This window comes from Bacillus sp. RIT 809 (genome assembly GCF_016892495.1).
GTDB classification, from domain to species: Bacteria; Bacillota; Bacilli; order Bacillales; family Bacillaceae_G; genus Bacillus_A; species Bacillus_A cereus_U.
Window position 1 is genome coordinate 1 of sequence record NZ_JAFEMR010000027.1, and the last position, 15322, is coordinate 15322.

The following is a 15322-nucleotide window of genomic DNA, read 5'->3' on the forward strand; positions in this document are numbered from 1 at the left end:
CTTGTAAGTGTTCGTAATCGTTGTTCCTTCTACTTTTGTTTCATAGTCCTTCACTTTTACTTCACTTACTGTGTACGTGTACTCTTGTCCTTTTTCATCATACTTTGGAAGATCTTTGAAACTGAAATTCCAGTTGCCGTCTTGATCAGCCTTATCGCCTTTCACTTCTTGCGTTTTGAACTCTTTTTCATTTTGAAGCAATTGAACCGTAATGCTTTCTGGGCGTTTACCAAACTTGTTGTTGCTGTCTTTCCACGTCTTCGTTCCTGAAACAGATGTAGTTTTCACTTTATTCGAAATCGGTAGTTTAATTCCGTTTACAGCATCTGATGTAACTTCGAAACTTACTTTTGCTTGTGGATCAAAATCAATATAGTCTGGAGCTGAAACTTCTTTCACATAATATTTGCCTGGTGTTAAACCCTTGATTTCGATGATACCTTTTTCATCTGTTGTATATAGATCTCCAACTTGTTCACCCGACTCTTTATACAAATTAAATGAAACATTCGGTATTACTTTTTCTTCATCTTTATCAAGGTGCTTAACAATTTTTAGCGTTCCTTTTGGAACTCCTTCAGCACCACCGCCGGCTGTCCTATTTTCAACTGAGTGGCTATCCGATTCAGTAACTTTATCTTTATTATAAATTTGGTAATCAACCGTATAATCATTCTTAAAGAAATCTTGCATCTTTCCGGTATCCGTTATAGTAGATGTATAAGCAATCGAAAAGGAGGCAAGACGTGCTTTATCCTTATAAAGCACAACTTGAAATGAGTTTTCACCAGTAAAGGTAATCTTTCCATAACCTTTAGATTCAAACTCTTGCAGTGATAAGTACTGACGGCCTAGATAATTATCAATATCTATCCTAAAACTATCTTTATTAAGTATTTGACCTTCTCGTAAATTATCAGTCACAACAATATTATCACTTAACTCTTCTTTATTTAAGTTTGCATTTAAGAACCAACGCACCTCACCTGGCTTCCCTCTCATATCACCAGTTTTATAAAAAAACGGACCCTTTCCAGGATCTGTACCACCACCACTTGTTGGACCGGTAATTATTACAGCTTGCTTATCTAAATTTGTACCGAAATTGGTTTCAATCTCTTTCTTTTGATCTTCTCCTACATTAGCAGCTTGCACGTAAAAGTTTAAATATCCTTTAATATCTTCACGTGTATCTACTTTATCATTAAATGTACATACCACAGTACCTGAATTGACTGTACAAGTACCATAATCACCTAAATCAAACTTTGTGTCCAACCCTATTAATTCTGGAGGCAGTGTTAATGTTAGTGTGTCTCCTGGCTTCAGCCTAACTCCATTTTTTTCACTGAAATTTACAGTTACTTTAGTCTCTTGTCCAATAGAAAGGTTTGTTTTATCAATCTTAAAACTATCCACAAGTCCTACCGTATTTAACTCTTGTGCATTTGCTACAATACCTAAAAAACTCTGACCTATAGTAAACATGAAAATCATTATAATCGAAAAAATCGAAGTAACTCTTTTTAAATACATATTTTATGTTATCCTCCTATAAAATTAAAAATAGATAAATCCTGGTACAAACATACTATGACAAAGATTCTATTATTCAATGTCATTAAACTATTTTACTTAAATATTTTTGATAGCTATTATCATCTTTTTCTCTTTTTTCAACCCTTCTATTGCTTAGAAACTTGAAGTTTGAAGTCTGACTTTTATATAGATTCATCTCATTTCTCCGACATGTCTAAACTATGTTATTTCTGGTCTATATTGTTTAACAAAAACAGATAAAGAAATTCAAATTACAAATACACATGGACGGACCCTAGAATAACTTCAAAGTCAGAAAAAGACAATTCGAAAAGCACTCACGATAAAACTCATGACAGTCTTTTGTCTTATTATGCCGTAGAGTTCTCGAAATTTCTTCACATCCAGCGCAAACGCTTGCTCTATAAATACAAAAAATTTCATTGCCGGAAAGTATGACCAAGCTACTTCACAGTAAATATACATTTGGTCAACTTCCTTACTTATCCTCCTAAAGAATAACAAGAAGTACCATCTATAATCGAAATTAGCATATCAGCCAAGGAAAGTTCGAACTGTGAAACATACTTGGATACTCGTGTTCTAAAAGATGTTATTGAAGATGCGTTTTCTGCCATTATAATTTGCGGTGAAATTGGCCATATGTTAAAGCCTTTTGTGTTTAGTTACACAGCCGACCTACACACCGAAACAAGTAGAACAAGAAGCGTTCCACCGCCAGCATTATATAATTAAAAACGCTCTGGATGAAGTATTGTTTGCCTATGCAAGATGATAGTCATATTCTCCAAATTTGAATACAGTGGACCGAATTTGGGGGTAAATAAAAAAGAGTATGATTGTCAACTGATTTCATGTAAATCGCATAGAAATACGAAATTCAGCCTTTTCATTTTTGGAGTATATAAATGAGTGTCGAGAAAAAACACTTTGCCTAATGGGTTCCATGGCTATGTCGAAGAATTAAAATGAGCTTATATGATGATAATATCAAAACCGAGAGATTTATATCCTTTCATTATTTTTTATCAAATCATGAAAACTTCAATTGTACTATATGTACTATTTTAAACATATCCCCCTAGTTTCTTGACTAAGCTGGAAGTTTTCAAGATTAATTACTAATTGGTTAGATGAATTGTTATTTTAGTATTTGGCATAGCTGTAACAATGTTTTTTACAACAATCACACCATTTCCTAGTAACATTCCACCAACTAATAATACATATATGGATTTTTGATAATTTTACCCCCGACAGTCTATTATTCTAGAATCGTTCCTAAAAATCAATAGTTAATTGGTATTTTACTATTTTCACTTCATCACCATAACATATATTTGTCACATGTATTTATATTAGAAAACTGAAATAAAAAAAAGAGACAGCTCTGCCATCTCTTTTTTATTTCAGTTTACCCTCATCAAGACGTACGTGAGGTTCTCCCCCATACGTCTTTTCGTTGATCTTCTTTCTTTGACATCTAATCAGTGTATAGGCTGATCAGATGTCTTTATATCAACTTGTATATCATTTCTAAACAAAAATAAGTATCTTTTCTTTTGTCTATTACATTTTTTCTGGTGCAGATACTCCTACGATTGCTAATGCATTTTGAAGTGTAGTGCGTACTGCTTTCATTAATTCGTAACGAGCTTTACTTAATTCTAAGTTATCTTGGTTTAATACTTTTTCTGCATTGTAGAAGCTGTGTAATGCTGCAGCTAATTCAAATGCATAGCTTGTAATGCGGTGTGGCAGACGTTTTTGCGCTGCATCCGCAACTACAGCTGGGAATTCACCAAGTTTTTTCAGTAACTCTACTTCTTTCTCAGAAGTAACAAGTTTGTAATTCACGTCTTCGCCTGTAGCTAATCCTAACTCTTCACCTTGACGAAGGATACTGCATACACGAGCATGAGCATATTGTGCATAGTATACTGGGTTTTCATTAGATTTTGATACAGCTAAGTCCATATCGAAGTCTAAATGAGAATCACCGCTACGCATTGCGAAGAAGTAACGCATTGCGTCCACGCCTACTTCTTCCATAAGCTCACGAAGTGTAACTGCTTTACCTGTACGCTTACTCATTTTCATTTTTTCACCATTTTGGTACAGTTGTACCATTTGGATGATTTCTACTTCAAGTGTTTCTTTATCGTAACCTAGCGCTTGAATAGCAGCTTTCATACGAGGAATGTAACCGTGGTGGTCAGCACCCCAAATGTTGATTAGCTTACCGAAACCACGCTCTAATTTATCACTGTGGTAAGCGATATCTGGCGTTAAGTATGTGTAAGAACCGTCATTTTTAATTAATACACGGTTTTTGTCGTCACCGTAAGTCATTGAACGGAACCAAGTTGCTCCGCCTTCTTCAAAGATTTCGTCACGCTCTTTTAATACAGCAAGAGCCTGATCAATTTTTCCGTTTTTGTATAATGATGTTTCTGAGAACCACACATCGAAGTTAACACGGAAGCTTGCTAAGTCTTTTTGAAGTTTTGCTAACTCATATTTTAAACCGTATGAACGATAGAATTCATAGCTTTCCTCTGCATCAGCTTTTGCATAACGATCGCCAAACTCTTCAGCTAAACGTTTACCGATTCCAATAATGTCCGCACCATGGTAACCGTCTTCTGGCATTTCTTTCTCTAAACCTAAAGCTTGCATGTAACGAGCTTCAACAGAAAGAGCTAAGTTATGAATTTGGTTACCAGCATCATTAATGTAGTACTCACGAGATACATCGTATCCTGCTTTTGCTAATACGTTACATAAAGTGTCACCTACTGCCGCACCACGTGCATGTCCTAAGTGAAGATCGCCTGTTGGATTCGCAGATACGAACTCAATTTGTACTTTTTCACCTTTACCAGTATTCGTTTCACCGTATGCTTCACCAGCGTTAACGATTGTTGGGATTAAGTCTGTTAAGTAGCTATTATCCATGTAGAAGTTAATAAAACCAGGACCAGCGATTTCAATCTTTTCAATAGAAGCTTTTGCTTTATCGAAGTTTGCAACTAATTCTTCTGCAATCATACGAGGTGCTTTTTTCGCAACGCGTGCAAGTTGCATTGCCATATTTGTAGAGAAGTCACCATTTGTTTTATCTTTTGGCGATTCTAATACAACGTTGGGAATTTGTTCTTCTGTCGCTAATTCTGCCTTTAATACAGCAGCTTGGATTTCTTCTTTAATCAATCCTTTTACTTGTTCTAAAGAATTCATTACTTTGCCTCCTTCAAATTAATTGTAATTGTATATCTGCCAGCCTCTTGTTCACTTAGAAGCAATGCGTACGTTAAGAAGAGTTGTCCTTTTTTCTTTTCATCCGACCATTTAAAAAGAACGTTATCAGTTTTCGTTTGCAATGCAAACGTACCAAGCTCACTCGTATACGTACCAGTTGTCCATTCACCTTTCACATGCGTCTGACGCATAGAAATAGCACCTGAACGCATAATGAGAACTTGTTCATCTTGAATTTTAATAATTGTTTTTACTTCGCCTTGTTCGTTCGACTCTTGGAATGTTATATATGTACCTTGACCTTTTACATAGTATTGACCATTTGCTTCAAAAGCAACGGTTTCCTTCCTCGCCCCTTCACGGATTTCTGTTACGAAATGAACGTGTACCGGCAAGCCTGCAAGTTGTTTCTTCACGTCTTGCACACCCTTCAAATGTTATAGATATTAAATACTACTTATAATAAATCACTTTTCCTATCATATCAAAAAAAGACTCTGTCTGTCTGCTGAAAAATCAGGAAAACTCCTTTTCAAAAAATAATTCACCTTCACTTTATTTCATATGTTAAAATGTTTTTTAAATCTAAATATTCTTTCACTTTAAAGGGGTGAATTTGGTGATACCAACAAAATTAAAAAAAGGTGATGAAATAAGGGTTATTTCACCATCTTGTAGTTTAAGTATTGTCTCAAATACGAACCGAGAGCTTGCCACAAAAAGATTAACCGATATGGGCTTTCACGTTACATTCTCAAAAAATGCTGAAGAAATAGATCGCTTTTCTTCATCCTCTATTGCTTCACGAGTTCAAGATCTTCATGAAGCATTTAGAGACCCTAATGTAAAAGCAATTTTGACGACACTTGGCGGATACAACTCTAACGGTTTATTGAAACATCTCGATTATGATTTAATTCGAGAAAATCCGAAAATTTTCTGCGGTTATTCTGATATTACCGCTTTAACTAACGCGATTTATGCTAAAACAGGCTTAGTTACATATTCAGGCCCTCACTTCTCTTCATTTGGAATGGAGAAAGGCCTCGATTATACGACCGATTACTTTTTAAAATGCTTAACTTCTAATGAGCCTATTGAAATATTGCCGGCTGAAACATGGAGCGATGATTCTTGGTATATTGATCAGGAAAATCGAGAATTTATTAAAAATGAAGGATATGTTTCAATTCAAGAAGGAGAAACTACAGGAGATATTGTTGGTGGTAATATGAGCACATTTAATTTACTACAAGGTACGCCATATATGCCTAACTTACAGGACAAAATTTTATTTCTTGAAGAGGATAGTTTAACAGAAAAAGCTACCCTTAAAACTTTTGATCGATATTTACATTCTCTTATGCAGCAACCTGACTTTGAACATGTAAAAGGCATTGTTATAGGAAGAATGCAAAAAGGAGCAGAATGTGCGATAGCAGACATTCAAGAAATGATTGCTTCAAAGGTAGAACTTAAACATATACCTATCATTGCAAATGCTAGTTTTGGGCATACAACTCCTATTTTCACTTTTCCCATTGGCGGAAGAGCAACAATCACGTCTAATACAAAGAGCACATCTATTACAATTTTAACGAATTAAAAAAGGAGCGATTTGTTCGCTCCTTTTAAACTTTTTCTATTTTTTGTAATGCCTTTTGCGGGATTGATTCTTTCGGGATTTCAGCCCATCCTTTTCCTTGCATACCCTTTGCATAAATTTTTATAAAATCACCTGTATGCAATTCACGGTTCACTATTCTTTTAATAATTTGTAGCTTTCCGTCTTCCGTATACCCTTTAAATGTATACAAATATTCATCGTCTTTTTTCTCACCTTTATCTATAACTGCATAATAATCTTGTATTTCTTTATTTGAAAAGAAGTTGTCTACAAAAGCATGTACCCCTTCTGTTTTTGTGTTTAAATAATATGCTGTTCCCCCTAAAATAATGGCGAACACAGCTAAAACTTTAATGACCAATTTCATAAATGCGCCTCCTGTTTGCACTTCTTTCTCACTAACCGTATGTCTATACCTGTATTATACGAAAAAAAGCATACTATACTCCATCGAAATGCCTTACACTTCCCTTACATTATTGTAATACTTTTTCACCTTACAGCAATTTCCGGGCAAAAAGTTTTTCCGTTTAACAAACTTTTATATTATTATTGAATGATACGAATTTTTATTACAAAAATCAAAGGAGACAGTTTTCAAATGGCTATCTTGCAAGGTTTAGCACTATTACTTGTTGTACTCTGTCTATTTACACTTTTTAGTTACCGTGCTCCTTACGGAATGAAAGCAATGGGTGCTTTAGCTAATGCAGCAATCGCGAGTTTTCTTATTGAGGCATTTCACCGTTATATCGGTGGAGAAATGTTTCATAATGACTTTTTACAATCAGTAGGAGAAGCATCTGGTAGTATGAGCGGTGTCGCCGCGGCAATTTTAGTAGCATTAGCAATCGGTGTTTCACCCGTATACGCTGTTTTAATCGGTATAGCTACTAGTGGGTTCGGTATTTTACCAGGATTTTTCGCTGGATACGTTTGTGCTTTCGTCGTGAAATTTCTCGAAAAGAAATTACCAGCTGGTGTAGAATTTTTAGCAATTCTATTTATTGCCGCACCAATTTCACGTGGAATGGCCATGCTTATGGATCCACTCGTTAACGTAACACTCGGTAAAATCGGTTCTATGATTTCAGTTGCAACTACAGAAAGTCCTATCATTATGGGTATTATGCTTGGTGGATTAATAACAGTTATCTCTACATCTCCATTAAGTTCTATGGCACTAACTGCAATGCTTGGATTAACTGGTTTACCAATGGCAATTGGTAGTCTTGCCGTAGCAGCTTCTGCCCCAATGAACTTCATTTTCTTTAAACGACTAAAAATCTGTTCAAAGAAAGATACAATCGCTGTGGCAATCGAGCCGTTAACACAAGCCGATGTTGTCTCAGCAAACCCAATTCCTATCTATATGACAAACTTTGTTGGCGGTGCGCTTGCCGGTATTATTACGTCGCTATTCCAGCTCGTTAATAATGCACCAGGGACAGCATCACCAATTCCAGGACTTCTCGTGTTGTTCGGATTTAATGATGTAATAAAAGTAACGATTGCTGCCGTATTATGTGGAATCGTTACCACCATCGTTGGATACGTCGGTTCCATTGTGTTCCGCAAATATCCAATCCGTTCTGCTGATGAAATTCGCGGCATTACTTCGGAAGAGAAAGTTGCATAAGAAAAAGAGCTATTCTCATCGTTTGAGAATAGCTTTTTTTTGATGTCTCGTGACGGTAAGTGAAATTATATCAGCGATTTTTTAAATATATCGACTTACCGACACATAACGACAAGAGTAAAGGCTAGAATCTCCGGCCATTTCACACTCTCGTTCGAAGCCAAAAGCGCTTCTCGGTCGAGTGCTCCAATGACCTGCGATTCTGGGCGAGCCGCCTACGCTTTTATTTTATCCAGTTACGCCTTCTAGACCCTTGCGTCTAAGAACCTTCCCTGCCAAAAGGTAAAAAGCACCTTTTGCAGGAAAGAACCTTAGTCACCGGGTCTAAACAGTCGGCTTCACTTTTACTTTATCCAGCTACAGCAGCTAGAATAATCGGTGGCTTCGCTTCTTCCTTCGAGGCAAAAAGCGCCTCTACGTCTGAAGCTCCATCCCCCTCACATTCTGAGCGAGCTGCCTCCGCTTTTATTTCACCCAACCGAGCAGCATTTCCCGCACGAATTTGCTTGCTGCGATTGGTGTTTGATCACTATGATCGTAGACTGGAGCTACTTCTACTAAGTCTGCTCCGACTACTTTTATATTTGAATTTGCAATTGCTACGATGGACTCTAATAGTTCTTTAGATGTGATACCTCCAGCTTCTAATGTTCCTGTTCCAGGAGCGTGAGCTGGGTCTAATACGTCGATGTCAATTGTGACATAGACTGGGCGTCCTGCAAGTTTCGGTAATACTTCTTTTAACGGTTCTAATACGTCAAATTTATATAAGTTCATACCTACTTCTTTTGCCCATTCGAATTCTTCCTTCATTCCAGAACGAATACCGAAAGAATATACGTTTTCCGGACCAATTAAATCGCACACTTTACGAATTGGTGTAGAGTGGGATAAAGGCTCTCCCTCATATGACTCACGTAAGTCAGTATGAGCATCCATATGGATGATTGCTAAATCCGGATATTTTTTTGCCATTGCCTTAAAAATTGGCCAAGACACTAAGTGCTCTCCGCCGAGACCTAGTGGAAACTTACCGGCATCTAATAGTTTTGCTACATATTCTTCAATCATGTCTATGCTGCGCTGTGGGTTCCCAAATGGTAATGGAATATCACCCGCATCAAAGTACTTTACCTCTTCTAGTTCACGATCTAAATACGGACTATATTCTTCAAGACCGATTGATACTTCACGAATACGTGCAGGGCCAAAGCGAGATCCTGGACGAAAACTTACTGTCCAATCCATAGGCATCCCATAAATAACCGCCTTTGACTCTTCAAAACTTGGATGACTTTTTATAAATACTTTACCTGAATAAGCTTCATCAAAACGCATACTCTTTTCCTCCTTGTGTGGAACTTAAGGTATCCCAACCTTTCATTATTTCTCAAATTTGGAGCATACAGCTCCTCTTTCTCGATTTACCGGGGTCTTCTTTTTTAACAATAAGAAGACGATTTTCTTTACAGAAGTGTAAGTAGCTAGCATGTTCAAGTCTTCTGGACAAACACCTTAAATGAACTACTTACACTTTATTTGTTCAAACTCGATTTTCTTACTTAATTAAATCGCCAACAAATTTCGGTAATGCGAATGCTGCATTGTGTAATTCTTTTGTATAATATTTCGTTTCGATTTCATGGAAACGCTCTTCACTTACTTCTAATGGATCATGTTTTTTCGATCCGATTGTGAACGTCCAAAGTCCACTTGGATACGTCGGAATGTTTGCTGTGTATAGACGAGTAATTGGGAAAATCTCTTTTACGTCTTTAAATACAGTTGTAATTAGTTCTGGTGTAAACCAAGGGTTGTCCGTTTGGGCAACGAAAATACCATCTTCTTTTAACGCTTTTGAAATTCCAGCGTAGAAGCCTTTTGTAAATAGGTTTACTGCTGGGCCTACTGGCTCAGTAGAATCTACCATAATTACGTCATATTCGTTTTCGCTTTCTGCGATGTGTAGGAAACCGTCTCCTACTTTTACTTCTACACGTTCATTATCTAATGCACCTGCAATTGATGGTAAGTACTGCTTAGAGTACTCAATTACTTTTCCATCGATTTCAACAAGAGTTGCTTTCTTCACGCTTGGGTGTTTTAAAACTTCACGAATAACACCACCATCGCCTCCGCCAACAACTAATACATTCTCAGGGTTTGGATGTGTAAATAAAGGTACGTGCGCTACCATTTCATGATAAACGAACTCGTCCTTTTCTGTTGTCATAACCATGCCATCTAAAATAAGCATGTTTCCAAACTCTTCCGTTTCAACCATATCAAGTTTTTGGAATTCTGTTTGCTCCGTATGTAATGTGCGGTTAATACGCGCCGTAATTCCAAAATGCTTTGTTTGTTTTTCAGTGAACCATAGTTCCATCGTACAATCACGCCTTTCGCTGCAAATTTATAATAGGGACATCATTAATGTCCCCTAACAAAAATAAAACAAAACATCCAAAAAGTATAGTTAAAAGTACAAAAATACCGAAAATATATTTTAGTCAGAGGGTTCTAACATATATGCGAAAAGGGTTTGCTCTGTAATAGGAAAGAAAACCCTTTCTTAAGAAAGGGCTTTTGTCTCTATTTCTACCGGTTTACGAATCGGAATTAAGATCATAACGCAACCAACTAACACAACAATTCCACCGACTAAAAACGGGCTTTGCGGCGAAACTGTATGACCGATAACTCCTGATAAAATTGGAGCAATCGCGCCTCCTAACCAACGAACGAAGTTATAAACACCTGATGTAATAGATCTTTCATAAGGTGAAATATCCATTACATAACTTGTAAATAACGCATTATTTAATCCTGATGCTAATCCAGATAGGACGATTAACACGATTTGTAACCACATAATTTTTACGAAGAATAGTGCAATTAATAACATCGCAAATACGAGTAAACTACCCTTTAACACTGTTTTTGGTTCATATTTACCTTCTAGCTTATGTGCTAAAATTGCTGATCCGTAAGCTAGCGCTAATCCCCATCCACAAAATACAAATCCTAATTGAATAGCAGATAAATGCATAATAAGTGGTGAATATGCTAAAACGACGAAAAATCCGTAGTAATATAACATCCCTGAAATGGCACCTTGCATAAACGGTTTATACTTCACCAAGTTAAGTAATTCCCCCATGCCTGCTGCTTTACGCTTCACTTTTCGCTCCGGTTCTTTTACAAAAAAGAAAACTAAAATAAATGCTAAGGAAATTAAAATACTCGTCGCAAAAAATGGGTAACGCCAAGAATGTCCACCTAATATTCCGCCTAATAATGGTCCACCTGCCATCCCTAAACCAATGGCTGCTTCATATAGTCCTACTGCTTCATGAACTTCTTTACTTAATGCAATTAATAATGTCATCGCCGTTGCGAAGAACATCGCATTCCCTAATCCCCACCCAGCGCGGAAAAGAGATAATTGAGCAATCGTTTGCGATATACCACATATAAATGCAAATACAGTCACAATCGCAAGACCAATCGTCATCATTCGTTTATCACCAAATCTTGATGCAAATATTCCAGCTGGTAACATCATAATTGCCATCGTTAAAATATATGATGTAAATAACATCTCGACTTGCCAATGCGATGCACCAATTTGTTCAGCAATACTTGGTAAAATTGGGTCGACTACCCCTATACCTGAAAAGGCAAGGAAGGTAGCCACCACTGTAATCAATCTCCCTAATTTTTGTTTGCTCTCCATTTTGATTACTCTCCTTTTGTATTCTCTAAAAATGTAACTGCACGGCTTAAACTATCCTCTAGCTCTGCCCTCACACGCTGCATTTGCTCCATTTTCTCGTCTAACGTTTGCACTTGTTTTTCAAGCATCTCTTTAATTTCTTGAATCACTTCACGGTCACGCGGATTCTCACTATTTCTTCTTTGTTCCATTCGTTCTTTTAACGATAAGAAATGTTGCATTTCTTGAAGCGTAATTCCTAGTACTTCTTTCGCTTCCACAATCTTTTTAATTCTTGCAATGTCCTCGTCTGTATACAGGCGAATATTCCCTTCACTGCGTTCTGGGGGATGAATTAAACCAATTTCCTCATAATAACGAAGTGTACGCTTTGTTAAACCCACTTGCTTTGTTACTTCATCAATTTTATACATGTGTATTCCTCCCTTCACCGGATTATTACATTTTACGTTAACGTTAACTTTTGTGCAACTATTATACTTTTGTAAATGTTTGTCATATGAATTGTATTTTTCTCAAAGCAGTTTCATAATGAAAGAAAAGAGATGATAAGGAGATTTTCACATGAATAAACCACTTATTTTCGCTCATCGCGGGGTAAAAGGAACACATCCAGAAAATACGATGATTGCCTTCCAAGAGGCTGAACGCATTAGTGCTCACGGAATTGAACTTGATGTTCATCTATCAAAAGATGGTGAACTAGTTGTTATTCATGATGAAACAGTGGACCGTACAACAAATGGCGTGGGACTTGTTTCTGAGAAAACTGTAGAGGAATTGCAAGCTTTAGATGCTGGTAGCCATAAAGATTCTTCTTTCTATGAGGCGAAAATCCCAACATTACGAGAAGTATTTATTTGGCTCTCTACAACAAATTTACAACTTAACATTGAATTAAAAACAGATGTTATTCATTATCCAAATATTGAAGAAAAAGTTGTTGCTCTTGTTCGTGAATATCATCTATCCAATCAAATTGCATTTTCATCATTTAACCACGATTCCGTTTCATTATTAGCAGAAATTGCTCCAGAAATTCCAAGAGCGATTTTGTACGATACACCACTTGCAGATCCTATTGCTGAAGCAAAAAAACGTGGGGCAACTGGATTACATCCAAACTTTCAATTATTAACGAAAGAGTTTGTCCAATTAGCACAGGGGCAAGGATACGTTTTTCGTCCTTACACCATTAATGAATATAAAGATTTACAAACTATGATTGATTATGGCGTAGATGTTATTATTACCGATTGGCCAGCGCGTGCTTTTGAGCTCCTTTCTTAAATGAAGGGGCTCTTTTTATTTTGGAAATTTCATTGTTTAAAATAAACGAAAACCCTCAATACTAATACAATAATGCTTGTATTAATGAGGGGCTGAAAAAGATGAATCAAACTATGAATCCAAAACTTAAAAAATATAAACGTCTTTTCTTCACCGTAATGTTTTCTTGTGTTCTTTTTTTCGTTTTTTCCTTTTTTATTATCATTGTAGCTGCAAAAATTATGGGACCTCCACCTGTTGCGGTTCCGCAAACGAGTGTCTTTTACGCTAATGATGACACTGTTATAGGACAAAGTAATGAAATGCAAAAACGCTATAATGTATCTCTCGATGAAATTTCTCCTTATGTAAAAGGGGCGACACTATCTATTGAAGATCAACGATTCTACAAACATCATGGCTTTGATATGAAGCGCATTGCTGGTGCCATTGTTGCCGATTTAAAAGCAATGGCAAAAGTACAAGGTGCTAGTACTATCACACAACAGTATGCTCGTAACCTATACTTAGATCATGATAAAACGTGGAAGCGTAAACTATTAGAAGCAATGTATACCGTTCGTCTTGAAGTGAACTATAATAAAAATCATATTTTAGAAGGGTATTTAAATACAATTTATTACGGGCATGGTGCTTACGGAATTGAAGCTGCTTCCCGCCTGTATTTCGATAAAACTGCAAAAGAATTAACATTAGCAGAAGCTAGTATGCTCGCAGGCATTCCGAAAGGACCTAGTTTCTACTCTCCCTTTTTAAAAGAAGAGCGTGCTAAAGGGCGTCAATCTCTCATACTAAATGAAATGGTAGAACAAGGGTATATTACAAAACAGCAAGCTGCCTCAGCAAAAAAAGAAACACTTACTTTTGCCTCATTGGATACGAAAAAAGTTGCAGAAATTGCACCTTATTTCCAAGATGCTGTACAAGCTTCTCTTCTTCGTGATATCGGATTAGATGAGCAAGCCTTACAGCGAGGTGGCTTGCGTATTTATACAACGCTAGACCCTAAATTACAATCTGTAGCAGAGCAAGCTGTAAAAAATCATATACCTGAAACAACAAACATCCAAACTGCCCTCGTCTCTATGAATCCAAAAACGGGCGAAGTGGCTGCCCTTGTTGGTGGAACTGATTATAATACGAGTCAATTTAACAGGGCTACACAAGCCGCTCGTCAGCCCGGGTCTACATTCAAGCCGTTCCTATATTATGCAGCTTTAGAACGAGGATTCACCCCTGCCACACGCTTAAAAAGCGAATACACGGTATTCACTTTAGGTGACGGTGTTTCAAAGTATAAACCAAAAAACTATAAAAACTATTATGCAGACGATTTTGTGACAATGGCACAAGCACTCGCTGTTTCTGATAACGTATATGCTGTGAAGACGAATTTATTTTTAGGCGAAGACATTCTTACAAAAACAGCGAAGCAATTCGGCATCGCTAGCGCATTAAAAGATGTTCCGTCTCTCGCTCTCGGCACATCTCCTGTAAAGCCAATTGAAATGGTCAATGCTTATAGCATGTTTGCAAACGGCGGGAAAGAAGTAAAACCAATCTTTATAAGGCGCATCGTTGATCATGAAGGAAATATGCTATACGATGCTCATTTAGAAAGTAAACAAGTTCTAGATAAAAGCAAAGCCTTTGTGATGGAAGAAATGATGACAGGTATGTTTAATAAAAAACTAAGCAGTTATGCCGCTGTGACCGGTCAATCGATGTTATCAAAACTATCAAGAACATATGCCGGGAAATCTGGCTCTACAGAAACTGATAGTTGGATGATTGGATTTACCCCGCAACTTGTAACAGGGGTTTGGATTGGATACGATCAACCTAAATCCATTTCAAATGTAGCAGAACAAGGATACGCGAAAAAAATATGGACCGATACAATGGAAAAAGGATTAGATGGACAGCCTAAAAAAGAGTTCAAACAACCAACAGATGTTGTTGCTGTCGACGTTAACCCTGAAAACGGTAAGATTGCGACAAAAAATTGTCCCATTTCTGTGAAGATGTATTTCGCAAAAGGTACAGAGCCAACAGAGTACTGTATGGATCACGTTGATGGTAAGGAAGAATTCGAAAAGGTTAGTGAAGAAAAGAAAAAGACGGGTTGGTGGAAAAAATATCTCCCGTGGTAAGAAAGAAGGCTATTGATATTCCTTGTCGAATCGCTGATATATTTTCATATCCCATA

13 protein-coding genes are annotated in these 15322 nt (G+C 36.9%); 4 read left to right on the forward strand and 9 right to left on the reverse strand.

From position 1 onward, the window contains the following. The 3 genes from JTF23_RS22760 to JTF23_RS22770 form a co-directional block, all read right to left on the reverse strand. Positions 1-1536 (reverse strand): Cna B-type domain-containing protein (locus tag JTF23_RS22760; protein ID WP_204209821.1); only part of this gene is annotated, 1536 nt, incomplete at its 3' end. Positions 1537-3129: 1593 nt separating this feature from the next. Next, on the reverse strand, positions 3130-4800 hold the full coding sequence (gene argS / locus JTF23_RS22765) for an arginine--tRNA ligase (RefSeq protein ID WP_204209822.1): 1671 nt from the start codon (positions 4798-4800) through the stop codon (positions 3130-3132). Then, entirely contained in the window at positions 4800-5237 is a 438-nt protein-coding gene (locus tag JTF23_RS22770; RefSeq protein WP_016106740.1) for a YwiB family protein, read from the reverse strand. The genes argS and JTF23_RS22770 overlap by 1 nt, the downstream gene beginning before the upstream one ends. Before the next feature lie 203 nt (positions 5238-5440). On the opposite strand from JTF23_RS22770, the gene JTF23_RS22775 reads away from it, so the two are divergent. After that, positions 5441-6427, forward strand: a complete 987-nt coding sequence (locus JTF23_RS22775; RefSeq protein WP_204209823.1) for a S66 family peptidase — start codon at positions 5441-5443, stop codon at positions 6425-6427. 25 nt (positions 6428-6452) lie between these two features. Here JTF23_RS22775 and JTF23_RS22780 read toward each other — a convergent pair whose 3' ends face one another. Continuing rightward, positions 6453-6815: a YxeA family protein gene (locus JTF23_RS22780; protein ID WP_002113100.1), complete on the reverse strand. Its 363-nt coding sequence runs from the start codon at positions 6813-6815 to the stop codon at positions 6453-6455. Between the two features lie 234 nt (positions 6816-7049). On the opposite strand from JTF23_RS22780, the gene JTF23_RS22785 reads away from it, so the two are divergent. Then, positions 7050-8087, forward strand: coding sequence for a PTS sugar transporter subunit IIC (locus JTF23_RS22785; protein WP_204209824.1), 1038 nt, complete (start codon positions 7050-7052; stop codon positions 8085-8087). Between the two features lie 349 nt (positions 8088-8436). Here the strand turns inward: JTF23_RS22785 and JTF23_RS28155 are convergent, their stop codons facing one another. The 5 genes from JTF23_RS28155 to JTF23_RS22805 form a co-directional block, all read right to left on the reverse strand. After that, entirely contained in the window at positions 8437-8565 is a 129-nt protein-coding gene (locus tag JTF23_RS28155) for a hypothetical protein (RefSeq protein ID WP_000503874.1), read from the reverse strand. Then, positions 8553-9425, reverse strand: coding sequence for an agmatinase (gene speB, locus JTF23_RS22790; protein ID WP_016106742.1), 873 nt, complete (start codon positions 9423-9425; stop codon positions 8553-8555). The genes JTF23_RS28155 and speB overlap by 13 nt, the downstream gene beginning before the upstream one ends. A gap of 220 nt (positions 9426-9645) precedes the next feature. After that, a complete protein-coding gene (gene speE / locus JTF23_RS22795) occupies positions 9646-10473 on the reverse strand; it encodes a polyamine aminopropyltransferase (protein WP_000424696.1) in 828 nt (275 codons plus the stop codon). Between the two features lie 186 nt (positions 10474-10659). Then, on the reverse strand, positions 10660-11823 hold the full coding sequence (locus tag JTF23_RS22800; protein WP_002113104.1) for an MFS transporter: 1164 nt from the start codon (positions 11821-11823) through the stop codon (positions 10660-10662). Between the two features lie 5 nt (positions 11824-11828). Then, positions 11829-12236 carry a MerR family transcriptional regulator gene (locus tag JTF23_RS22805; RefSeq protein WP_204209825.1) on the reverse strand — a complete coding sequence of 136 codons (408 nt, stop codon included), beginning with the start codon at positions 12234-12236 and terminating at the stop codon, positions 11829-11831. A gap of 151 nt (positions 12237-12387) precedes the next feature. Here JTF23_RS22805 and JTF23_RS22810 point away from each other — a divergent pair, with 151 nt between their 5' ends. Then, complete coding sequence (locus JTF23_RS22810; RefSeq protein ID WP_204209826.1) at positions 12388-13113, forward strand: glycerophosphodiester phosphodiesterase; 726 nt, start codon at positions 12388-12390, stop codon at positions 13111-13113. Between the two features lie 101 nt (positions 13114-13214). Continuing rightward, positions 13215-15266, forward strand: a complete 2052-nt coding sequence (locus tag JTF23_RS22815) for a transglycosylase domain-containing protein (RefSeq protein WP_204209827.1) — start codon at positions 13215-13217, stop codon at positions 15264-15266. Positions 15267-15322 lie beyond the last annotated feature (56 nt).